Annotated in this window: 16 protein-coding genes; 4 read left to right on the top strand and 12 right to left on the bottom strand. The window is 59.5% G+C overall.

Going from position 1 to position 23,011, the window contains the following annotated elements; all coding sequences use genetic code 11:
• The first annotated feature begins 294 nt into the window (after nt 1–294).
• From DVJ77_RS13155 to egtD, 3 genes are all read left to right on the top strand, one after another.
• Nucleotides 295–1,032 carry a 2OG-Fe(II) oxygenase gene (locus DVJ77_RS13155; protein WP_114845971.1) on the top strand — a complete coding sequence of 246 codons (738 nt, stop codon included), beginning with the start codon at nt 295–297 and terminating at the stop codon, nt 1,030–1,032.
• Between the two features lie 366 nt (nt 1,033–1,398).
• The gene (gene egtB, locus DVJ77_RS13150) at nt 1,399–2,661 is read left to right on the top strand and encodes an ergothioneine biosynthesis protein EgtB (RefSeq protein WP_225427984.1); all 1,263 of its coding nucleotides are present in this window, start codon (nt 1,399–1,401) and stop codon (nt 2,659–2,661) included.
• A 1-nt stretch (nt 2,662) separates the two neighbouring features.
• Nucleotides 2,663–3,652 carry an L-histidine N(alpha)-methyltransferase gene (gene egtD / locus DVJ77_RS13145; protein WP_114845970.1) on the top strand — a complete coding sequence of 330 codons (990 nt, stop codon included), beginning with the start codon at nt 2,663–2,665 and terminating at the stop codon, nt 3,650–3,652.
• 32 nt (nt 3,653–3,684) lie between these two features.
• On the opposite strand, the gene DVJ77_RS13140 is transcribed toward egtD, so the two are convergent.
• From DVJ77_RS13140 to cmk, 12 genes are all read right to left on the bottom strand, one after another.
• Nucleotides 3,685–4,041, bottom strand: coding sequence for a tRNA-binding protein (locus DVJ77_RS13140; RefSeq protein WP_114845969.1), 357 nt, complete (start codon nt 4,039–4,041; stop codon nt 3,685–3,687).
• Entirely contained in the window at nt 4,038–5,327 is a 1,290-nt protein-coding gene (locus DVJ77_RS13135) for an NAD(P)/FAD-dependent oxidoreductase (protein ID WP_114845968.1), read from the bottom strand. Before DVJ77_RS13135 ends, DVJ77_RS13140 begins: the two co-directional genes overlap by 4 nt.
• A 124-nt stretch (nt 5,328–5,451) precedes the next feature.
• Nucleotides 5,452–7,881, bottom strand: a complete 2,430-nt coding sequence (gene pbpC / locus DVJ77_RS13130; protein ID WP_114845967.1) for a penicillin-binding protein 1C — start codon at nt 7,879–7,881, stop codon at nt 5,452–5,454.
• Between the two features lie 76 nt (nt 7,882–7,957).
• Nucleotides 7,958–14,020: an alpha-2-macroglobulin family protein gene (locus tag DVJ77_RS13125; RefSeq protein WP_114845966.1), complete on the bottom strand. Its 6,063-nt coding sequence runs from the start codon at nt 14,018–14,020 to the stop codon at nt 7,958–7,960.
• 260 nt (nt 14,021–14,280) lie between these two features.
• The gene (gene galU, locus DVJ77_RS13120; RefSeq protein WP_114845965.1) at nt 14,281–15,153 is read right to left on the bottom strand and encodes a UTP--glucose-1-phosphate uridylyltransferase GalU; all 873 of its coding nucleotides are present in this window, start codon (nt 15,151–15,153) and stop codon (nt 14,281–14,283) included.
• Nucleotides 15,154–17,049 (bottom strand): polysaccharide biosynthesis protein, encoded by a 1,896-nt coding sequence (locus DVJ77_RS13115; protein WP_114845964.1) that lies wholly within the window; start codon nt 17,047–17,049, stop codon nt 15,154–15,156.
• Complete coding sequence (locus DVJ77_RS13110; RefSeq protein WP_114845963.1) at nt 17,036–18,067, bottom strand: MraY family glycosyltransferase; 1,032 nt, start codon at nt 18,065–18,067, stop codon at nt 17,036–17,038. The genes DVJ77_RS13115 and DVJ77_RS13110 overlap by 14 nt, the downstream gene beginning before the upstream one ends.
• A gap of 7 nt (nt 18,068–18,074) precedes the next feature.
• Nucleotides 18,075–19,247: a lipopolysaccharide assembly protein LapB gene (gene lapB / locus DVJ77_RS13105; protein ID WP_114845962.1), complete on the bottom strand. Its 1,173-nt coding sequence runs from the start codon at nt 19,245–19,247 to the stop codon at nt 18,075–18,077.
• Nucleotides 19,244–19,510: a lipopolysaccharide assembly protein LapA domain-containing protein gene (locus DVJ77_RS13100; protein WP_114845961.1), complete on the bottom strand. Its 267-nt coding sequence runs from the start codon at nt 19,508–19,510 to the stop codon at nt 19,244–19,246. Before DVJ77_RS13100 ends, lapB begins: the two co-directional genes overlap by 4 nt.
• Before the next feature lie 213 nt (nt 19,511–19,723).
• Complete coding sequence (locus DVJ77_RS13095) at nt 19,724–20,026, bottom strand: integration host factor subunit beta (protein WP_114845960.1); 303 nt, start codon at nt 20,024–20,026, stop codon at nt 19,724–19,726.
• Between the two features lie 62 nt (nt 20,027–20,088).
• Nucleotides 20,089–21,765, bottom strand: coding sequence for a 30S ribosomal protein S1 (rpsA, locus tag DVJ77_RS13090; protein WP_114845959.1), 1,677 nt, complete (start codon nt 21,763–21,765; stop codon nt 20,089–20,091).
• Between the two features lie 166 nt (nt 21,766–21,931).
• Nucleotides 21,932–22,612 carry a (d)CMP kinase gene (gene cmk / locus DVJ77_RS13085; RefSeq protein WP_191983694.1) on the bottom strand — a complete coding sequence of 227 codons (681 nt, stop codon included), beginning with the start codon at nt 22,610–22,612 and terminating at the stop codon, nt 21,932–21,934.
• Nucleotides 22,613–22,750: 138 nt separating this feature from the next.
• On the opposite strand from cmk, the gene DVJ77_RS13080 reads away from it, so the two are divergent.
• The gene (locus tag DVJ77_RS13080; protein ID WP_114845958.1) at nt 22,751–23,011 is read left to right on the top strand and encodes an acyl-CoA-binding protein; all 261 of its coding nucleotides are present in this window, start codon (nt 22,751–22,753) and stop codon (nt 23,009–23,011) included.

Genomic DNA, 23,011 nt, shown 5'->3' with positions numbered 1-23,011 from the left:
TTCGCAAGTCACCTAAGTCATTGAGCTAAATGGTGTACTTGGAAAGCATTTGCCGCGGCGCAATAAATTTCGAGACGCCATTTAAATCGATCCAAATGGATGCTGGAAAACCCGCTTGCTGCACCGCACAGGTTTGGTCATGTCGTCAGGCTGCGGCACAAGAATCGGAGGGTTCTGCGAGGCCTATGTAACTAGATTGTCTGGATCACACTTCGCCGAGTCACAGCTCATGAACCCATCGGAAAAAACGGTCGTCGCGATCAAGAACCCCTGCCCAAAGCGGGAGGCTCACGCATGAATGCGCCAGTGCGAATCGACGCCCATGCGGAAATCCAGGCACGACTCGCCAACGTCGATGGCATGGATATGATCCGGCAGCTTGATGCACACGGATGCGCGCAGCTTACAAAACTGCTGTCGCCCAGCGAGTGTCAGGTGCTGGCAGGCCTGTACCCGCGCGATGATTTGTTTCGCAGCCGGGTGGTCATGGGGCGGCATGGTTTCGGACGCGGCGAGTACAAATACTTCAGCTATCCACTGCCTGATGTCGTCGAGATGCTGCGAAACACCCTCTATACCCGGCTGGTGCCGCTGGCTAATCGCTGGAACGAAACCATGGGTATCGATGTGCGCTATCCCGCCACCCATGCCGAGTTCATTACGCGTTGCCACGCTGCGGGCCAATGCAGGCCCACCCCGCTGCTATTGCAATACGGCAGCGATGATTACAACTGCCTGCATCAAGATCTGTATGGCGAGCATGTCTTTCCACTGCAGGTCGCCATCTTATTGTCCGAACCAGGGCGAGATTTCAGCGGCGGCGAATTCGTGCTGACCGAGCAGCGTCCACGCATGCAATCGCGGCCAGAGGTGATACCGCTGCAACAAGGGGATGCCGCCGTGTTCGCCGTACACCACCGGCCAGTGCAAGGCAGTCGCGGCACTTACCGCGTCAACCTGCGCCATGGGGTAAGCCGTATTCGCTCAGGTCATCGCCATACGCTGGGCATCATCTTTCACGATGCACTGTAGGTGCCATTGCGGTATGCACGGAGGGAGACGGTGGACGTCTATGCCAAGTCGGCTGATTAGCTGGCGGAGAGCTTCCCCCCTCCCAACCTCCCCCTGCTTGCAGGGGGAGGAGCTATAAGCTCGCCTCATTCGGCTCCCGTCCTGCGACCGAAGGGAGTCCCCTTTTCGGGACTTGCAGGGAGGGTTGGGGAGGGGTAAGCCCTCACAGCGCATGAAGCCCTCTTTAAACCAAACTGGCAGCCCGCACAGCCCGCGTCATCACTCGGCCACCTTGTATCGGCGTAAACTCCCTCGCGTTTCCTGCCCTGCGCGCAAACAGCCGGGGCGCAGACTGAAACAGCTTTTACGTAGCTGCTGGAATTGGACATGGTTATCCCCGAATTGATGTCTCACTCGCCGGACATTCAGATGCTGCGAACTCGCTATCGCGAGGTACGCGAGTACAGCCTGACGTTGGCAACACCGCTGAGCGAGGAGGATCAATGCATCCAGTCAATGACCGATACGAGCCCGACCAAGTGGCATCTCGCCCATACCACCTGGTTTTTCGAGACGATGCTATTGAAGCGTCACGTGCGGGGTTACCAGGCGTTTAACCCTCGCTTCGAGTATCTGTTCAATTCGTACTATGACGCGCTCGGGCCGCGCCATCCACGATCGCAACGTGGCCTGTTGACGCGGCCTGCACTCCACGAAGTGCATGCTTATCGGCTCTATGTCGATATTGCCGTGCTGAACCTGATGAGCAACGCCAATACCGAGTTATGGGCCGAGATCGAGCCGATCATCACGCTCGGCCTTCAGCATGAGCAACAGCACCAAGAACTGATTCTGACCGACATTCTGCACGCCCTGTCTTGCAATCCGTTGCTGCCGGCATACCGGATAAAACCCGAACCGGTGCCGTCCCAAGCGACACAGGTTGGCCCTATACGCTGGATCGACCAACCGGGCGGTGTCATCGAAGTCGGCTGCGGCGCCACCGACGGCAGCTTCGCATTTGACAACGAAAAGCCTCGCCACCCTGTTTTTCTTGGCCCTTATGCGATCAGCGACCGGCTGGTGACATGCGGTGAATTTGCGCAATTCATTGCCGACGATGGCTATCTGCGCCCTGAGTTCTGGTTGTCCGATGGCTGGGCCATCCTGCAGGCCAATGATTGGCGACACCCGGCGTACTGGTTGCCTGCTGACGACCCTCGCTTGCACGATCTGGGCGAATCCCCACACGAGTGGCATGTGTATGGCCTGGACGGTACGCGCCCGTTGGAACACGCTGCGGCGGTATCGCATTTGAGCTTTTACGAGGCGGCGGCTTACGCCCAATGGGCTGGAGCAAGGCTACCCACCGAGTTCGAATGGGAAGCCGCTTTTGTTGCACCGGGCATCTCTCAGATGACCGGGCACGTGTGGCAATGGACACGCTCTTCATACGACCCGTATCCGGGCTTCAAACCTCTGGACGGCGTAGCATCGGAGTACAACGGCAAATTCATGGTCGGTCAGCTCGTCCTTCGCGGTAGCAGTGTGGCAACGCCCGCAGGCCACACGCGCTCGACCTACCGAAATTTTTTCCCGCCTTCAGCGCGCTGGCAGTTTTCTGGTCTGCGCCTAGCCCGTGATATCTGAAATGAGAAATTCCATCTCTGTCGATACCCTCCCGCGCGCGAACTCACGCGTCATGACCTCCGAGTTTGGCCGTGACTTGCTTATGGGGCTGGCACAGACGCCGCGCAGTATTCCACCTAAATACTTCTACGATGCCGTGGGTTCGGCACTCTTTGATCGCATTTGCGATCTGCCGGAGTACTACCTCACGCGAACTGAGCAGACGATCCTGAGTACGCATGCCTCGGAGATCGCTGAATGGATCGGCCCGCATGCGGAGATTGTCGAATTCGGCGCCGGATCACTCAAAAAGATCCAGACCTTGCTTGACGCCTTTGACACTGATCGATCGCCAGCACGATATCTTCCGATCGACATATCCGGCGAGCATATCGCCCAGGCCGCAGCACAACTGAGAGCGCGTTACCCGACTCTTTTAGTTCAGCCGATCATTGGGGACTACACGGCACCGCTTACGCTGCCGCCCACGGATACCCGGATCGGGCAACGCGTAGGTTTCTTTCCCGGCTCCACGCTTGGCAATTTCCACCCTGATGAAGCGCTCGCCTTTCTGCGGTCGGCTGCCGGAATGTTGCGTGGCGGCAGTCTGTTGATCGGCATTGATCTGATAAAGCATCCGGCAAGGCTTCATGCGGCCTATAACGATAGTCAAGGTGTAACGGCGGCCTTCAATTTGAATGTACTGCGTCGGGCGAACAACGAACTGGGCGCAGACTTCGACACGGATCAGTTCAACCATCACGCGATCTACCATCCCGTGCTTCAACGCATTGAAATGCACTTGATAAGTCGACGCGAGCAAACAGTAAGTATCGGAGACCAGCGCGTCTTATTCAGTGAGGGCGATACGATCCATACAGAAAGCTCATACAAGTACACCATCGATGGCTTTCGATCGCTGGCCGTGAAAGCAGGCTTTCGCGCAGGCCCCGTTTGGACTGACCGCGAGCGCCAATTCAGCGTGCACTGGCTGCATGCCCCAAGGGGATAGCAAAAGGTTCGCGTTATAGCCGCGCAACTCGATCAGGCCAAGCGGGTCCCGTTAGGCACGGCGCGCTCAATCGCCGTCACGACCACGCCTTCCTCGGTGGGAAAGCCGGTCAACAAAAACTGCGATCGGAACGGACCAATCTGCTTCTCGGGAAAATTGATAACACCGACGATTTGCCGGCCGAGCAAGTCTTCGGCGCGGTATAGCGCGGCAATCTGCGCGCTGGTTTTTCTCTCGCCAAAGGGGCCGAAATCCACCCATACCTTCCAGGCTGGCTTGCGTGCTTCGGGAAACGGCTCCACCCGCGTTACCGTACCAGCGACGATCAGTACCTTCTCGAAATCGGCCCAACTGATTTCGGCATGATCTTGTACTTGTGTTTCGCTCATCCTTCCAGCCTCGTCTTGAACCAGTCTTTGCCCTGCTGCCACCAGTATTGGGCTTGCGCGGCGAGATAGCCGGCCGGTCGATGGGTACTGGCAAGGCCATAGTCAGCGAACGCTTTCCAGCCGTCATCGCCTTCGCTCAGCGCCGCAGCGAGCAGTTCGCCGGCAGCGCAAGTAGGCGCCAGCCCATGACCACCGAATGCCTGCGCCCACCACAAGCCATCGCCGCTACTGCCGATCTGCGGCATCTGATGGGTGGCATAACTCATCAGGCCCGACCAGGCGTAATCGATCTTTACACCTTTCAACTGCGGAAACACCCGTAACAAGTCATGCATCAACAGCCGCTGTACCGCCCGCGGGGAACGATTGCGGATCGAGATACGCCCTCCCCATAGCAAACGCGTATCGGGCAGTGCCCGGTAATAATCGAAAGCGAAACGCGTGTCATAGACTGCCGCGCGCGTTTGCACACATTCATCGAGCCGATCACCCAGCGGTTCAGTCACCATCACATAAGTAGCGATAGGCAAGATCGCCCGATCGATTTGCCGTTGCAAACCGGCAAGGTAGCCGCCGCAGGCCAACACGACTTTATCGGCCAACACCTCGCCATACGGCGCGCTGATGCACCAGCGCGAACCCTCGCGGCGCAGACGCCAGACATCGCTATTTTCATGGATGCGAACGCCCTGCCCGCTTGCCGCAGCCGCCAGGCCGATGGCGAAATTCAATGGATGCAGATGCAGTGCGTTGCGCTCGTGCAAGCCATCGAAATAGCGCTCGCTGCGGATACATTCGCGCAGCTCCTCCTGCGGCAACCAATCCCAATGCGTGCCGTAGTGATCGGCTAGCAGGGATTGCCGTCGGCGCAATACCATCGGATCGCGAAACCAGTTGGCCCAGATCACGCCTTCATCGACCATGTCGCAAGAGATCGCATAGCGCGCCACTTGTTGGCGGATACGTTCGACCGCCGCACGGGTCAATCCAAACAGGGCCTGCGCCTGCGCTTCACCGCGTTGATCGAGCAAGGCTTGCTCGCCCAGCGAGTAACCGGCGAAAACAAAACCGCCATTGCGACCGGACGCGCCAAAACCGATCTGCTCGCGTTCAAGCAGCACCACATCGCGCACGCCACGCTCGGCCAGCCCCAATGCCGTCTGCAACCCCGCATAGCCGCCGCCGATGATGGCGATATGCGCTTCGGTGCGTTCTTGCAGCGGCGCATAGGCTTCATACGGTGTTGCCGTGGCGCGGTAGTACGAGGGAACGGGTGGCTGTTTCATGGGCGTGGTGTCAGTGGTGCCTCACGGATCAGACTGGCAAGCATATGGCAGGAACGCAGCTTGTGCGCAAAAGGCCTGCGAAGCAGTGACGCCGTTACGCCTTTCGCATACCTGGCAAGAGCTGCTACTCGACCAGACTCACGCCCAGAGGCCGCTGGTCGCTGCGACCGCGATCATCCACCACGCGCAGTTCGTAATTGCCCGCCGTCGGTGGTTGCCAGAACAGTAATTCGCCGGGTGCGCTGCGACCGACATAGGCATCGTTGACGAACCAGTACAACTCACGCACAGCCGCATCGCCGTTAGCGCTGAAGGCGATACGATCTTCGCCCTTCTGTTTCAGGCGCATCGTGTAGATGTTGCCGCGCAGTGGCGATGTAATGCGAGGTGGATCGCCTTGAATCACACCGCTCTCGTCACATGCGTCGTTATGTGGCGGCAGGCGGCGCGGCATGCCCGCCTGCACAAATACGCGCTGCAGTTCGGATGGCCAGAATTCGTAGATTTCAGTGTGAACGCGCTTACCGGCATACGGTGGGCAGGCCGGCTTACCGGTCGCATCGTCAATGACTACCGGCCGATGCACCTGGCTCACCCGGATTGGCGATTTGCCTGGAATAAACCAGGTCGAACCTGTTTGCGGACACCACTGGTTCGGCAGCTCACCGCTAGCCAGGCAAACCTGCACGCGCTTGAGATTGGCAGGCATGCGGCGCACCGGCTCGACCAGATTAGGGTGTTCGGCATGTAGTGCGTCGATGATTTGAAAAAACAGCGGTGCGGCTGCCTCGACACCGACGAAAGCCGGATTGCCGCCACCATCGAAATTACCCACCCACACCACCAGCACGTAGGGGCCGAAACTGCCGGCAGTCCAGGCATCGCGAAAGCCCCAGGAGGTGCCGGTTTTCCAGTACACCGGTAGCCGCGAAGGTTGTGCGCCGGTAGCCTCATCGGGACGCGGATTTTGCCGCAGCATATCCGTCACCATATAGCTCGCCTCCTCGCTGAGCAGGCGCGTACCGTGCGTTTGCGACTCGTCGGCCAGCAGCCGTAACGGCTTTAATTCACCGCGATTGGCGAGCATCGCGTAAAGCCCGGCCAACTCTTGCATGGTGACCTCGCCACCACCCAGCACCAGGGCAAGGCCATAGTGCTTTTCGCTGGCCATGCGGCTGATGCCGGCATCGCGCAGAAACTGATAAAAACTTGGTTGCTGCAGTTGTGAAGCCACCCATACGGCCGGGATATTGCGGCTACGTATCAATGCTGCGGTGGCCGTTACCGGGCCGAGAAAATGGCCGTCGAAGTTCTCAGGTGTGTAGGGACCAAACGAGGTCGGCACATCGCGCAATACCGTCTGCGGATGCAAGACGCCTTGATCGAAACCCAACGCATAGATGAAAGGCTTCAGCGTGGAGCCGGGTGAGCGTTTGGCGAGCGTACCGTTGACCTGCCCCTGAATACCGGCATCGGCGTAGTTGGCCGAACCGACCATGGCTTTCACGCCCATATCACGGGTATCGACCAGGATCGCGGCGACATTGCGGATACCGCGCGCGCTATTGCGCTCGATGTAGCGCGCCACCTGCCGCTCCAGATTGCGTTGCAGATCCAGGTCCAGCGTGGTGGTGATGCGACTATCGACGGCGGCTGTATCGGCGGTGCTGATACGACGCGTGGCCAATACCTGCTCTACCGCATGTGGCGCATCGAAGGGCAGTTGCGACAAGGGACGTAGATTCAATGGCAGCTTGAACAGCGGCTGTAATGCGGCATCTTGCGGGTATCGATGCACCCAGCGCGCATAAAGCCGGTTGCGCGACTCGCTTAAGCGGGGGTTGATAACGTCAAGCGGCACGCTGCCCTCATCGGCTACAGCGACATCGTTCGCTGACAAGGGTTGCGCATGAACACGCAGCCGCCGAGTGGGATCCTGCGGAATCACCGCCAGTGTCAGCGCCTCGGGCAGGCTCAATGCACTCGCCGATTTATCGAAATAAGCCAGGCTGGCCGCGCCGACGCCTTCGACATTACGACCATAAGGCGCGTAGTTGAGATAAGCCTCAAGGATCTGCTTTTTCGAATAGAACAGCTCCAATTGCACCGCGCGCCCGAGCTGGCGCAGTTTGCCCATCGGGGTGCGCGTATTGAGCCGCCATAGCAGGCGCGCCAACTGCATCGTGACGGTGGAACCACCTTGCGGGTTGCCATGCCGCACATACGTCACCCACGCACCACGCGCCAATCCATAGGGATTGAAACCGGGATGCCAGCGATACCAGTCGTCCTCGTGCAGCAGCACGCCCTCGACCAGTTGCGGTGAAATGTCTTTCAGCGGCACCCACAGGCGATAGCGGTCGTCGCTGGCCAGGGTCAGTCGCAGTAAGCGGCCACGGGTGTCATAGACGGCCGTGGAGGATGGCAGCCAGTCGCGCAGAGGTTGGTGCGGCCATAGCCGAAAACCGATCAGCACGGCGGCGAGCAAAGCGAAGCCGACTAACCAGTTTTGCCAGCGATGCAGCCAGCGAATGATGAATTGAATCGGTTTCATGGATAGCTTGATAAGCCGCCCCTCGTCACCCTCTCCACGGAAGGGAGAGGGTGACGACAAGCTTATGTCTTGTGGCTCACGGCTTACGCACCACCGTCAAGACAGCACCGCCTGGCGACCGTGCCTGTACGGTGCGGTCGTACAACGACTCACCATATGCCGGCGGCACGATGAATTTGCCGGCGTTGGTCGCCTTGATGCGGTAAACGAACTCCGCCACGTCGGGGTTGGCGGTGCCGTAAAGCACCACGCGATCCTCGCGGATATCGGCGTATTCAAGCTTCCAACTGGAGCTGCCAAGGCCGATCGGCGAACGCCACGCGCTGGCCGACACGTTGCTGTCGCCGCCTTCGTCATGCTGCTCGCTACCATCGGCTTGATGATCGGTAACCACCGGTGCCGGCTCGATCACCGGCTCGAAGCCACCCGGCAGCAGATCGACGATAGCCACGTTGCCGACGCCGGTACTGCCGGTAGCGCGGATTTTCACGTGCACGTCGATCTCTTGCCCAATCGTTACCTGATCCAGTTTCTTGCCGTCGGTATCGGTGTAGTCGCGAATGATTTCGATACCTTCGCGCAAGGCTTTGGTGGGTTCATCGCGATCGTAACCGCCCTGGCTCGCCACGTACCACGCCGGCATATTGCTGCCATTGGTAAAGCGCAGGCGGGCGGTCTGGTCGTCCCAGCTCGCGCTTTGCACCATCCCTTCGGGCTTGCCCACAGCGGCCACACTGCCGTCTTTGCTCTTCACCGCGCCAATGCCTAGCAGGGCGGTGTTATCGGGTGCCTGAGTGGCATAGGCATCCAATGCCAGCACCGTCATCGCCGAAGACAAGGTATTGAAGCTGCCGCGCTGCAGTGGGCCAACGATGTTATTGAGCGCTTCGGGCGGCAAGGCTTTGGCCCGCTCGGGGAAATGCTTGGCAAGCAAGTACAGCACGCTGGCATCGCGGACCAGCGGATCGTAGTAGTAGCCGTACTGCCAATTACGATCCGTGTCGTTGCGGGTGAGCAGCTTTTGCGGGCCGGCAATCAGCTCGTTCGCCTGCTTGTCCTGCTTGAGCATCTGATACGACGCCGCCAACCAGGCCGCAGCGAGGTCGTTCTTCCACTCCTTCGGATAGCCATCCTGCAAACGCTTTTGCACCGAGGCCAGGTAGTTGGTGGTGACGTTGCCTTGGCGCGTCAGCAGATAAACGGCATAGGCGCGCTGACGCAGACTCTCCAACGAGTCAGCACCTTCGTCTGCAGCTACCTGCTTCAGATAGGCGTTACCGGCATCGAACATATCGCGCGGCACACTCATGTTGCGATCGCGAGCTTCCAGCATGAAGTGCATGGCATAGCCGCTGAGGAAAGCATTCGCATCCGGCGTCGCAGTCCACAGACCAAAGCCACCCTGCCCGTTCTGTCGCGTATGCAGCACATCGAACAGGCTGGCCAGTGCGTCCGCTTCGGTCGCGCCGCTACTGTTCGCTACGTTCGACGGCTTCAGCACCCGCTTGAACTCCGGCCGTTGACCAAAGATCAGCGCTGGCATCGCCCGACTCAACACCTGCTCGGTGCAATAGTGCGGGAAATCGACCAGATAGGCCGTAAGGCCCTGAGCCAGTACCAGCGGCAGGTTGGAGATCGATACATCGCGCTTGGCATAAGGCGCGTACATCTTGCGCAGATCCGCCAGATCCGCCTTACCGTTAGCCTCAACCCGACCCACGCTGACCGTCGTGCGGAACGTAGAAGCCGGGCGCACCGACACATCCACGCTTTGCTTCGCCGACTTGTCGCCATAGCCTGCCGTAAAGGCCAGGTTGGCCGAGCCCAGCGCATCGGTGGCTTTGACTCGGAACAGCGCCACGCCTTCGCGCATCTCGCCGAGACTGATGCTTTGGCTGGCATTGCCCACTAGCTGCAACTGCGGCCCGGTCTTCAGCGTTACCGCCACCGGTACCTGTTTACCGCCCAGACCGGTGAGATTATTAGCCACGCCTACGCTGACTTCGACCTCATCGCCGGGCGCCAAGGTCGTCGGCACATTGGGCGACAACACGAAATCGCCGCGTACCGTCGTAGCCCCTTCAAAAGTGCCGATGCGATCGGGCGATACCGATACCGCCATCACGCGCAGCTTGCCGTTGAAATAATCGGGCACCTGGTAAGTGACTTCTTTCTCGCCGTCAACGTCGACGATACCGGACCAATAGGCCACCGGCTTATCGCGTTTACGCTTGAACGGATTCAATTGACGACCGATCGCACCATCGGCGTCGCCACCGGGCGCGGCCATCGCCATCAATTTTTCGAAGTCCGGCAGAATCAGATCGAGAATCTGCGAGGTGCCTACCTCCAGCATGCGTTTGCGGAAGAAGAACTTCACCGGGTCGCCCAACTTATAACGGGCTACCTGCAGAATGCCTTCGTCCACCACGAACACCACCGCCTTGGTCGGCTGCGGCGAGCTGAGTTTGAAGGTCACCGTGTCACCTGGTTTCACCAGCGCAGGCGAGGTCACCGTGATCGGATTGCGCCGTGCATCGAGGTTCACCGAGAACGGCACCACGCCATAACTCAACGGGCTCATGAAGACCTCGTCCGAAGACGGGTCGCGAATGTACTGCACGTTGATATAGCCGTTGCCTTCAAAGTCAGCAGGCACCGTGATGTGCTGCACCGAGCTGGTGGTGTCGGCATGGAACCAGGCGTGCGCATAGACCTTGTCGCGCTCAATGGTAATCAAACCGCTGCCGGCATACGGCGCGCGCACGGCGATCTCCACCGCTTCACCGGGCTTGTAGTCTGGCTTGCTCAGATTGAGTTGCAGCTCGGCATTACGATCCAGCGAACGCGATACGTTGGCTGCGCCGGCCACCGAATATTCAACGCGATTCACCTCGGTGCGATCGGCGCGTCGAATCACCAGCGCGTAATTGCCCGGCTTATCGGTCGGCAGTGTGTAGTTCATGCCGCCTGCGGCGATGTTCAGCGGCTGCTCGCTGACCGGCACTTCCTTGAGCTTGGAATCGTACTTGTAGACGCCCGAATCCTGCTTGGTCAGCACCGAGATATAGCGGCGCTCGATCAACTGGGCTTTCAGATCTTTCAGCTCAATCGATTTGGCCTGATGATCGATGGCCACCAAATGCACGGTGCGGCTGGCACCGCGGCTCACGTAATCGAGCGCGTCGATCGCCTTGTAGCCAACCAGCCAGTCGTTGCTGGAAATCAGCGTCTGCGCCGCGGCAGCCACACTGCGCCCGCCTTCGGCTTCGTAGGCTTTGCTGAGGAAATACAACTGATACGTGGCGTCGGCATATTTCTTCAGGTCGAGCGCAAACTCGGCATGACCTTTTTCGTCGGTCTTGCCGTCTTGCAGGGCTTCTTCATAACCCTCTTTGGCCCGACGGATATCGTAGAAGTGATAAGCCGGCCAACTGCGGAACTCCGGCCAGGCCGGACGCAGGGTCAGCGATGCTTCTACGCGGCGGTCGGTGGCCGGTGTGCCGAACAGGTTCTGCACATCGACGATACCTTTGAGTTGGTCGGGCTTTACCCAACCCTCCGACACCTGCTCAGAGAGTTTGGCATCGACCTTCATGCGATCGGGCAGAAACTCCTTCACTTGCACCGTGGTGCTGCCAATCTGTGCGCCGGCCTTGCCGTCCTTCACGATATGCAGGTTCACCGTCCAGGTGCCGGTGGGTGCGGTCTCAGCCGGGGCATAAGACAACTCGCCAAAACCGGACGGATCCATCGACATCGGCAACTGCTTCACCATCACACCGCGCGGATCGATGATTTCGGCTTGCAACGGAATGCCGGCGACACTGCGCGTCCAACTGGCGGCGCGCACGATCAGGCCGATATTGAAGGTGTCGCCAGGGCGATAGATGCCACGGTCGGAGAACAAGTAAGCGGAGAGCTGGCCTTGGTTCGCCGCGTTGCGCTCGCCGCCGATATCGAAACGTGAGTAATCGAGTTGACGGTCGTAGCCGCTGATCGGCAAGAAGGACAAATCGTCTGCCTTCTTCACCAGGTAAAGCGTCGGCCGCTTATCGCGATCAAGACCCTTAAAGGTCGGGAAATGCACCATGCCATCGGCGCTGGTGGTTTCGCTGTAAAGCGTTTGCCCGTTCAGTGCCAGCACCGAGACGCTGGCACCGGCTACCGGCTGGCCGTTGCGAATCGATTGCACGAAGACGTCCTGACTGCCGTCCAACGCACGCTTGACCAACATGCCCAGATCGGTAACCACGACCAAGCGGGTATCGCCGGCGCCGGGCACCTGCGCTTCGCTGTCGCTGTTATCGCCATTGCCTTCGCTATCACTATTCCCTTCGCTGTCGGCACCGCCACTGTCGAGCGGGTCACCCTCCTCGACGTTGCCCTCATTGTTCGCGTTTGTCGGCGCCGCCTCTGCTTGCTCGTCGGCATTCGCCTTGGCAGCGGCCTTGGCGCGTTTGGCCGCAGCCACCGGGTCGTAGCTGGACAGATGCAGCAGGAACACGCCGCGCTTGCCTTCTTTCAAATACTGGCCGAGATCGACACCCTCGTAATGCGCCTTGCCTGGATCGCCTTTGGGGAAAGCACGTGTTTGCTCGAAGCGATCAGTGATGTGATCTTCGCTAAACCCATAGCTCAACTGAGGGTGGGTGTAATTGCCGTTATTCAGACTGACCAAGTGCTGCAACTGATCGGGCAAGACGCGACCGATCTCCACCTTCATGCCGGGCAAGTTTCGCGACACCACCGAAACGCGCTTGCTGCCGCTCATCGACAACAGCGAACCATCGGCCATAAAGCGCAACAGCTTCGGGTAGTCAGGTACGGTCAGCAAGTCAGCCCGCGGTTGACCGAGGATGTAGCCGCCAAATGATTTCAGCCCCTTTTCGATGCGCACATAAATACGCTGACCCGGCTCGGCATGGTATTTGAAACTCTGTAGCGCCGAATAATCGCCCTCGGTCGGCACCAGCTCCAGCTTCAATGGCTGCGACTTGCGCAGCACGGTCTCGCTGACTTCGGTCGACGACCAACTATAAGGCGCTTCGTCGTCTTCTTGCTTCACCTCTGGATTGCGCTTGGGCAGGGTCCACGCTTTGGTCAGGCCGGCCAGCTCGCTATCGCGCACGGTGCCGCTGACGTTGACCACCAACACCTGCTCGGGCTCGTACTTGTCGTTATCGACCAGGGTGGGATCAATGCTCTGGATCGCCAGGCTGTACAAGCCGGGGACCGATATACTGGCGTCGATCGCTTTATCGGTTGCATCGCCACCGCGCGAACTACGTACGCCTTTACCGATGCTGTAATGCACCGCGCCGTCATCGCGCGGCAAGGCGAGAGGCTGCGAATGAATCCATGCATTCAATTTGTATTGATCGTAGGTCACTGTGAATTTCAGTGAACTGTCTTTGGCGCCCCGTTGTGACAGGGACAGCTCGATCTGCTTTTCAAACTGGGCCGGATCGACCGGATAATTGAATGCCACCGGCAAAATGGTTTTCTTGGCGGTAGCGTCTTGCGGGTCTTGATAAAACTCGCCCTTCCCCGGCTTTAACGCGAAGGCGACGGTATCGAAATTGAAATTATCGTCGGCCATCAGCACATGCCCGGCAAAGGCTACGGCCTTGTCGAAGCGGGCTTCGTAGTGCTTGCCGACCGGCCAGTCTTCCGCCGGCACGAAACGCAAGGTTCGATCGTCGGTCCAGCTCCATTGCCCCTTGATCGCCGGCTGCATCGCAATACCGGCCGTTACCGGCTTGCCCACCAGTTCAATCGGTGCGGCCGAACGCGAAAACTTGACCTGCAAGGGATGGATGCTGATCGGCTGTACGGTGTAGTCGGTCAGCTCCGGGCGCTGTACCTGAAACGTAATGCGCTGCGGCTCGACCGGTTTCGGACGATTCTTGTACCACTGCCAACCGAACCATCCGCCAGCCGCCAGCGCCAATACCGCGACCAGGGTGGCCGCAGCATGCAGCGGACGTCGACGCACCAGCGCCCCGGCTGCCGGCACCCAGCCCGGTGCCGACCAGGAAACGTTGCCGATCAACGGTCGCAGAATAAGTGCGATCAGATAAAGAAGGCCGTGCACGAGGCGCACCGGCAGCATGAGCAGAAACCGCAGCAGATCCATGATGATTCCTGACTATCGTCCAATGAAGAAAGACGGCGATACGCCGACCCTGGGTCTATCTAATGACGGGCTATCGATCTTGAGTCATCGTTGAGCGCAGCGACACGTCCCGCTTGCACGAGACGTAAGCACCTGCAGATTCAATCGACTCCCCAGCCGCATCCTGCCGGTCGAACATGGCAGAACGCGGCGCTGATTCTGACATGTTGCGGGGACAACGTCAGTCGTGGCGCCGCGCACGGCTTGCTCGGGGGCTTTTCTTACAAAGTGGCGAGAAACTCACGCACGGTCGGCGCGAGCTTGGGGTCCTGCATCGCCATATGCATGGTGGCGCGGACCAGACCGGCCTTGTTGCCGCAATCGAAGCGGGTGCCTTCAAAGCGGTAAGCCAGCACCTTGCCCTGCTCTTTCAACAGCGCATCGATGGCATCGGTGAGCTGAATTTCGCCGCCGGCGCCTGGGGTGGTCTGCTCCAGCAGCTCAAAGATTCGGCCCGGCAGCACATAGCGGCCGACCACCGCGAGGTTGGAAGGCGCATCGGCGGGTTTGGGCTTTTCCACCATGTGACGGATCTGCGCACTGCGTGCATCGATCGGCGTGGCGTCCACGATGCCGTATTTGTCGGTGTCGTTGTGCGGAACTTCTTCGACTGCGATGACGCCGGCTTCTTGAGCCTGGGCCAGTTCGGCCATCTGCCGCAGCGCGCCCTTGCCCTTGGTCCAGATCAAATCGTCCGGCAGAACCACGCCAAAGGGCTCGTCGCCAACGACCGGCTTAGCACACAGCACCGCGTGGCCAAGACCGAGCGCCTCTGGCTGGGTCACGAAGATCGCGCGGACATGGCGCGGCAACGTGCCCTGCACCAGAGCAAGCAATTCATCCTTGCCCTTCTCTTGCAGCTTTGACTCAAGCTCGTAAGCCTTGTCGAAATAATCGGCGATAGCGTGTTTATAGCGGTTGGTGACGAAGATCAGCGTGTCGGCACCGGCGTCTACCGCCTCATCGACCGCATATTGGATCAGCGGGCGATCCAGTACCGGAAGCATTTCCTTGGCGACCACCTTGGTTGCCGGCAAAAAACGGGTACCGAGACCGGCTACAGGGAAAACCACCTTGCGCAAGGGCTTACTCACTTACTTGTCTCCAGATTCATTGCGGCGAATGGATACCACATTGCCCGGCTGAGCCGAATCGCTCCAGCGGAACGATGGCAGCAGGCTAGATACGCAGGACCGTAGATTTTCCTCGTCGAAGATCAGCGTTGCCTCGCTTGCCTTCGCCAATTGGGCCTGCAGCAATTCCCAAGATACCTGCCGATGCTGGGCCAGGAAAATCTTGGCATGTGTCGTTGCGCTGTAGTTCTCAAGCGGATGAAACAACTCTTCGAACAGCTTTTCGCCCGAACGCAGGCCGGTATAGATAATGGGAATCTCGCTGCCCGGCTTCTTGCCGGCCAAGCGAATCATCTGTTCGGCGAGATCGCGAATCTTCACTGGATCGCCCATATCGAGCGCAAAAATTTCGCCACCCTTGCCCAGGCTGGCTGCCTGCAAGATTAGCTGGCAGGCTTCGGGAATCGTCATGAAATAGCGCGACATTTCCGGGTGCGTGATGGTTACCGGGCCACCGTTCTGAATCTGCCGGCGAAACAGCGGCACCACTGAACCGGCCGAGTCGAGCACGTTACCGAAGCGCACCGTGATGAAGTGGGTGTTCGAGTGAGCGTTTAGATTCTGGCACCAGATTTCGGCGACCCGCTTGCAAGCACCCATCACGCTGGTGGGATTGACCGCTTTGTCGGTGGAGATCAAGACGAAACACTCGACTTGATTCAGATCCGACAGATCGGCCACATTGCGGGTGGCCAGCACGTTGTTGCGAAATGCCTGGCGCAGTTGCCCTTGCAGCATCGGCACATGTTTATAAGCGGCAGCGTGAAAAACCACCTGCGGCTTGAGTTCGCCAAACAGCTTGCGCATTGCCGCATGATCGCCGCAGTCGGCCAGAATGCTCTCGAAGATCAGCTCGGGATATTCCGCACGCAACTCTTGCGTAATCTGGTAAAGATTGAACTCGCTGTGATCGACCACCGCCAGCGAATGCGCGCCGAGCCGTGCGATCTGGCGGCATAGCTCCGAACCAATCGAACCGCCGCCGCCGGTCACCAGCACACGCCGACCGGTCAGCGTTTCGCGGATGGCGGTCCAATCCAGCTCCACCGGATCACGGCCAAGCAAATCCTCGATCGCAACCTCTTTGATCTCGTTGAACTGAGCGCGACCGGCAATGACATCTTCAAGCTTGGGCACGGTGCGATACGGCAAACCCGTCAGATCGCATAGCTCCACGATGCGGCGCATCTCAGTAGTCGAGGCACTGGGCATGGCAATCAGCAGCATTTGCACTGCAGCTTCGCGGGTCAGTTCGGGCAATTGCTCGATCCGCCCCAGCACCAGTCGGCCATTGATACTCGCGCCACGCAGGCTGTCTCGATCATCGACGAAACCCACCACGCTATAACGCTTGTCGCGCTGTAAATCGCGGGTCAGCGCCTCGCCCGCGCGATCGGCGCCCACGATCAATACCCGTTGCGAGCCATCGGCGGTAAACAGATCCAGACGGCTGTCTTTCCAGAACCGATAGGCGAGGCGCGGTGCGCCTAGCAATACCGCGAGTACGACCGGATAGATCAACAGCACCGATCGCGGCACCTCATTGAGGCGGTTGTACAAAAACAGCACCAAACCAATCGCCAGGGCGCCGATGACGGTCGCACGCAGGATGTTCCAAAGATCGGGCAGGCTGGCGAATCTCCACACCCCCCGATACAGGCCGGTCCAGCCCAGCACGATGGCCTGCACCGCCAGGACCATAGGGAACTCTAGCGAATGAAAGCCATAGAAGTGATCGCTCATCAGCGCATAGCGCAGGGTCTTGGCGATCCACCAAGCCAAAGCCGCCATCAACAAGTCGTGGGTAACGACTGCCGTGCGGGGGTGGATCAAGCCGATCAGTTTACGAAGTGACATGATGAGCCTTGTGCGAAACGCGCCACAAACAGTGGTGCTTGGCCAGCGTCCATGCTGCAGTCGCAGCCAGGTACACAACGACACAAATCGGAAATGCAAAGCGCGGATAAGCCCATGCAAGCATCGCCAAGGGTGCTGCAATCAACATATTCCAAGCCAGGTAACACGCGCCCCCCGTCGAATGCGTGAAACCACTGCGAACCAGCCATTGATACAGATGTTCGCGGTGCGCAGTGTACCAGCGCCGCCCACGCCACATTCTGTTCAGTAGGGTAAGCGCAGCGTCCACCATGAAAGCTGAACTGAGGATCAGGGCCGGCCAAAGTAGGTCAGGCGCGACCCGCCATAACATCGCGGTCAACGCAAAAATCAGCAACCCCACGGTGCCGCTGCCCACATCGCCCATGAAAATGCGGGCGCGCGGCCGGTTGTACCACCAGAAACCGAGGCTGGCTGCCGCAAGACATGCACCAGCCGTTGCCAATGCCGGCTGCCCGGCACCGGCACTGAGCAAGCCCAGGCCCAGGCCGACAAAAATGGCCTGTTGCGCCAGCAAGCCGTCGATGCCGTCCATGAAGTTATGCAGGTTGATGCTCCATACACCCGCCAGTAGCAGAACCGGCAGCCAAAGCCACGACAGAGCGCCGTCAATCAAAGATGCCGCAAACAGCAGCACCGCAAGCAACTGCACGCCCAATCGCGGCAGCACCGGTAGCGCATGATGGTCATCCCACCAACCCACAGCAGCGACCAGCAAGGTGGCGACAGCCGATCCGATCACCAGGATGGACGGCCATACACCCGGCAACAGGGCCAGCGCCGAAATCATGCCGAGCCATGCCGCAATCACCAGGCCAATGCCGCCGCCTCGCGGTGTCGGTATGGAATGCGAGCGACGCTGACCCGGTTGATCGAGCATGCCACGCCGATGCGCATAGGCAATCGCCCCGCGTACTAAAAGCATAGACAGCAGCAAAGACGCCAGCATCCATACGATGGCCTGTACCGACTGGGACATGCTTATCTCACTCGTTGGCTACGCCATGAATCGGACGGATCGTGCTCCAGTTCTTGCAGCTAGGGCATTGCCAATGATGTGCCTTGGCGCCGAAACCGCAGCGGCTGCAGCGGTACATGGCCTGCCCCTCCAGCAGCTTCTTGGTGAGGTCACGCAGGATCAGGAAGTTTTCGCGCGCCTCGCCCTCGATCTTGTCCATGGTGGCATCGATCAAGGCCATCAGACCGCGCACCGAGGGGCGTTGCCTGAGCTGCGAGGTAAGAAAGTCGATCGCCACGCGCTCGCCATCGCGCTGCTGATACAAATGGGTCAACGCCAATACCGGCGAAACACCGTGATAGCGGGCAAGAATGTCGCGCAGGAAACGCTCGGCACGCTCCATTTGTTGTGAGCGCGCGTAGCTATTGAGCAGCGGCGGCAAGATCTCCGGCACAAAGGCAATATCTGCTTCAACGGCAGCCTCGTAGACGTCGACAGCCTCGACATGCTCGTCGTCTTCCGCATGCAGCCGCCCGGTAAGCATAAACGCGCGTACGCAATCGGCCTGGCTGACGAAGGCTTGTTTCAGATATTCCCGCGCATCCTGACGCGCACCGTGCTGGCGCGCCTGATCGGCCAATTCGCAATAGAACTGAGCGACCATGCCGGACTCGTCTTCACCGACCATCGCCTCTAATCGGCGCGCGTGATCGATCGCCTTATGCCAGTCGCGCTCGTGCTGATAGATCGCGATCAGATGCCGCAACGCCGAAGGCGCATGCGCATTCATCGCCACCAGGTCGGAGAACAGCGTCTCTGCGCGATCAAGCAGGCCGGCACGCATATAGTCCTCGCCCAGCTCCAGCAGGGCGACGGTCTTCATTGCATCCGACAGGCCTGGCCGCGATACCAGATGTTGATGCAGGCGGATCGCTCGATCGACTTCACCACGCCGGCGGAACAAGTTGCCGAGCGCAAGATGGGTTTCCACCGTATCGCGGTTGTACTCGGCCAGGCGCAGAAAGACCTCGATGGCCTTGTCCTGCTCCTCGTTCAATAGATAGTTGAGGCCGCGAAAGTAGTCCGAAGAGAGCTCGCTCACCTGCGCACCGGATCGGCGCACGCCTGCACGTCGCGCACTCCACCAACCGCTGGCGAAGGCAATGGGCACCAAAAGGGCCAGTACATAGAGAGCGGTCATGCGTCAGCCGGCATCTTCTTGTTCTTGTTCATGGCGCGCTGCTCGTGGCGACGTCGGCGGCGATGCTGCGCACTGACGCCAAGCCAGGCGGTTAGCCCGCCAAGCAACCAGCCGACGACTAACATCGCCAGCAAAGCGGCCCCTTTGGGCAGCTCGACTCGCGCAAAAGCGAGGTCGTAACTGACCAGATCGACATTGAGTGCCCCCAACACAATGCCGGCGGCGATAAAGAGCAGCAGAATCAGCATCACGATCAATCGCATCAGGCGACTTTAACCGATTGCCCATGATCGGCACAGGCATTCGTTCTCATTGCGAAAACTATGATTCAGGTGGCGATATGGCGGTGCGTAAACACTGACCACGAACGGTCACCACACCGTCATCGTTCGGTGCACTGCTTGCCTGTCGCGCCCATAAAAAAGGCAGGCCAGCTCTCGCTGCCCTGCCTTCGAATACCTGGAACATTGACGTCTTCAGCCAGCCGAAGACTGCTCCAACAGCATGTTTACGCGCTCGCGCAATTCCTTGCCCGGCTTGAAATGCGGAACGTGCTTGCCCGGTAGCGCTACCGCGTCACCCGTCTTGGGATTGCGGCCCATACGCGGCGGTCGGAAATGCAGCGCGAAGCTGCCAAAACCGCGCACTTCGATGCGTTCACCGTTGGCAAGCGCATGGCTCATCTGTTCGATCACGCTTTTAACCGCGAGCTCGACATCGCCGAACGCAAGATGGGTCTGGCGCCGCGCCAGCGCCTCGATCAATTCGGATTTGGTCATGGGTCCCCAATGTCCGTGACAAAGGCGACAGGGCGATGAAACACCGCCCTGTCGCAGGCACGTTAGTCAGCCTTTTTGAGCTGTTCTTTCAGCAATGCGCCGAGACTGGTCGTACCGGCATTGGAAGCTGACGAGTACTCGCTCATCGCGTCGTCAAGATCTTGCTCGTCCTTGGCGCGGATCGATAGCTGGAGCTGACGCCCCTTGCGATCCATACCGGTGAACTTGGCTTCGACCTTGTCGCCCACCTTCAGATGCTGGGTAGCGTCTTCGATGCGCTCTTTAGCGATGTCGTTGGCACGCAGGTAACCCTCAACGCCTTCGCCCAGGTCAATCACCGCACCCTTGGCGTCGACTTCTTTCACGGTGCCATTAACGATGGTGCCGCGCGTGTGGACAGCCATGAACTGACCGAACGGGTCCTGCTCCATCTGCTTGATACCGAGGGAGATGCGCTCGCGCTCCGGATCCACGGCCAGCACAACGGCCTCGATCTCGTCGCCCTTCTTGAAGTTGCGCACCAGATCTTCGCCGGTACCCTGCCAGGTGATGTCGGACAGGTGAACCAGGCCGTCGATACCGCCGTCCAGGCCGATGAAGATGCCGAAGTCGGTGATCGACTTGATCTGACCGGACACCTTGTCGCCCTTCTTGTGCATGGCGGCAAATGCTTCCCACGGGTTCGAGCGGGTCTGCTTGATACCCAGCGAGATGCGGCGACGCTCTTCATCCACGTCCAGCACCATCACTTCGGTCTCGTCACCGACCTGTACCACCTTGGCCGGATTGACGTTCTTGTTGGTCCAATCCATCTCGGACACGTGGACCAGACCCTCGACGCCCGGCTCGATCTCGACGAAACAGCCGTAATCGGTGACGTTGGAAACCTTGCCGAACAAGCGGCTGCCGACCGGGTAACGGCGGGCGATGGCGACCCACGGATCGTCGCCCAACTGCTTGAGGCCCAGCGAAACGCGGTTGCGCTCGCGGTCGTACTTGAGCACGCGCACGTCCAGCTCGTCGCCAACATTGACGACTTCGGACGGGTGACGGACGCGCTTCCACGCCATATCGGTGATGTGCAGCAAGCCGTCGATACCGCCCAGATCCACGAACGCGCCGTAGTCGGTGAGGTTCTTGACGGTGCCCTTGACCACGGCGCCTTCGGTCAGACGCTCAAGCAGCTTCTCGCGCTCCTCGGAGAACTCGGTCTCGACGACGGCACGACGGCTGACGACCACGTTGTTGCGCTTGCGGTCGAGCTTGATGATCTTGAACTCGAGCTCTTTGCCCTCGAGGTAGACCGGATCGCGGACCGGACGCACATCGACCAACGAGCCCGGCAGGAATGCGCGGACGTCCTTGATGTCGACCGTGAAGCCGCCCTTGACCTTGCCGGAAATCATGCCGGTGATGGTCTCTTCCTTGTCGAAAGCCTGCTCGAGGTCATCCCACACCATCGAACGCTTGGCTTTCTCGCGGGAGAGCTTAGTCTCGCCAAAACCGTCTTCGAGAGCGTCGAGGGCAACCTTCACCTCGTCGCCCACCTGCACTTCCAGCTCACCCTTCTCGTCCTTGAATTGCTCGATCGGGACGATGCCTTCGCTCTTGAGGCCAGCGTTGATTACTACGACGTCGTTGCGGATTTCCACAACGATACCGGTAACGATCGCGCCCGGCTTGAGCTTGGAGATGGCCTGTTGGCTCTGTTCAAACAGTTCGGCAAAACTTTCAGTCATGTTGATTCCAGAAATGAGAAAAGGCCGTGGTCTGTGTACGCCATCGGATGAATGCGTACGAACAGATCGGCCCACCGGTTATGGGTGTCTACAGGAACTACTTCCTTGACACCGTTGACCAAAACTCCATGCCGCGACATGGAGCACCAAAGCCGCGTGAGGCCACTTAAAGCTTCACGACAGCAAGTACTTTCGCGACCACATCCCCAATGCCCATGCCGGTGCTATCCACCAGTACGGCATCAACGGCGGGCTTGAGCGGCGCCACAGCCCGCGATGCATCACGGGAGTCACGCGCTTCAATTTCGCGCTGAAGGCCAGCAAGTGTAACGCTAAGGCCCTTTTCCTTCAACTGCTTATAGCGCCTTTTCGCGCGCTCGGCGGCACTGGCGGTGAGGAACACCTTGAACGGCGCATCCGGGAAGATCACCGTACCCATGTCGCGCCCATCGGCCACCAACCCCGGCGCCTTGCGAAACCCTAATTGCAGCGCCACCAAGGCCTGCCGCACCGATGGCACGGAAGCAATCGCCGAGGCGGCCGCACCCGCGGTTTCGGTGCGCAGCTCGTCCGTGGCGTCGTGACCGTTGACGATCACGCGGGTGTCGCCACCATCGGCGGCGGCACGAAACTGGATCTTGGTGGTTTCGGCACAGCGGGTCACGGCTTCGGCATCGGACAAATCCAGCCCGGCCATACCGGCCGCGTAACCCACCGCACGGTACAATGCGCCGGAATCCAGCAATCGCCAGCCCAAGTGATCGGCCACCAGTCGGCTAACCGTGCCCTTGCCTGATCCCGATGGCCCATCAATGGCAAGTACGGGAACGACTGGGCTACGACTCATGGTGACTCCTGGCTGGAAATAGTTGACCGACAAACATGTCAGCCATGCTCAAGTCGGCTATGTTATCGCGTTGACCGACCCCTGAACGCGTATTATTCAGGCCGCACCCCCTCCATCCGCCTCAGCCGTAGCCTACTTATGACCGATCTTCGCCGCGAGTTCGAACAAGCCGCCGAAGATATTCAGCGACTAGGGGTGCGACCGGACAACGACACCCTGCTGAAGCTCTACGCGCTCTACAAGCAGGGCTCGGAGGGGGACGTGCGCAGCTCTCAACCAGGCTTTTTCGATTTCGTCGGCACCGCAAAGTACGAAGCGTGGGGTCAACTGCGCGGCACCTCGAAAGAGGAGGCCATGCGCCGCTATATCGACCTGGTACGAGACCTGCTCGACGCTTGA

The sequence above is a fragment of the Dyella tabacisoli genome, assembly GCF_003350925.1.
In the GTDB taxonomy this organism is placed as follows: domain Bacteria; phylum Pseudomonadota; class Gammaproteobacteria; order Xanthomonadales; family Rhodanobacteraceae; genus Dyella_C; species Dyella_C tabacisoli.
Note: the sequence above shows the minus strand (reverse complement) of the source record. Positions and strands in the feature narration are given on the sequence as shown.

What these genes read in the sequence shown, in the direction of transcription:
- DVJ77_RS13155 (WP_114845971.1), top strand. Translation starts at nt 295, where the DNA reads ATGAATGCGCCAGTGCGAATCGACGCCCATGCGGAAATCCAGGCACGA.
- egtB (WP_225427984.1), top strand. Translation starts at nt 1,399, where the DNA reads ATGGTTATCCCCGAATTGATGTCTCACTCGCCGGACATTCAGATGCTG.
- egtD (WP_114845970.1), top strand. Translation starts at nt 2,663, where the DNA reads ATGAGAAATTCCATCTCTGTCGATACCCTCCCGCGCGCGAACTCACGC.
- DVJ77_RS13140 (WP_114845969.1), bottom strand. Translation starts at nt 4,041, where the DNA reads ATGAGCGAAACACAAGTACAAGATCATGCCGAAATCAGTTGGGCCGAT.
- DVJ77_RS13135 (WP_114845968.1), bottom strand. Translation starts at nt 5,327, where the DNA reads ATGAAACAGCCACCCGTTCCCTCGTACTACCGCGCCACGGCAACACCG.
- pbpC (WP_114845967.1), bottom strand. Translation starts at nt 7,881, where the DNA reads ATGAAACCGATTCAATTCATCATTCGCTGGCTGCATCGCTGGCAAAAC.
- DVJ77_RS13125 (WP_114845966.1), bottom strand. Translation starts at nt 14,020, where the DNA reads ATGGATCTGCTGCGGTTTCTGCTCATGCTGCCGGTGCGCCTCGTGCAC.
- DVJ77_RS13115 (WP_114845964.1), bottom strand. Translation starts at nt 17,049, where the DNA reads ATGTCACTTCGTAAACTGATCGGCTTGATCCACCCCCGCACGGCAGTC.
- DVJ77_RS13110 (WP_114845963.1), bottom strand. Translation starts at nt 18,067, where the DNA reads ATGTCCCAGTCGGTACAGGCCATCGTATGGATGCTGGCGTCTTTGCTG.
- lapB (WP_114845962.1), bottom strand. Translation starts at nt 19,247, where the DNA reads ATGACCGCTCTCTATGTACTGGCCCTTTTGGTGCCCATTGCCTTCGCC.
- DVJ77_RS13100 (WP_114845961.1), bottom strand. Translation starts at nt 19,510, where the DNA reads ATGCGATTGATCGTGATGCTGATTCTGCTGCTCTTTATCGCCGCCGGC.
- DVJ77_RS13095 (WP_114845960.1), bottom strand. Translation starts at nt 20,026, where the DNA reads ATGACCAAATCCGAATTGATCGAGGCGCTGGCGCGGCGCCAGACCCAT.
- rpsA (WP_114845959.1), bottom strand. Translation starts at nt 21,765, where the DNA reads ATGACTGAAAGTTTTGCCGAACTGTTTGAACAGAGCCAACAGGCCATC.
- cmk (WP_191983694.1), bottom strand. Translation starts at nt 22,612, where the DNA reads ATGAGTCGTAGCCCAGTCGTTCCCGTACTTGCCATTGATGGGCCATCG.
- DVJ77_RS13080 (WP_114845958.1), top strand. Translation starts at nt 22,751, where the DNA reads ATGACCGATCTTCGCCGCGAGTTCGAACAAGCCGCCGAAGATATTCAG.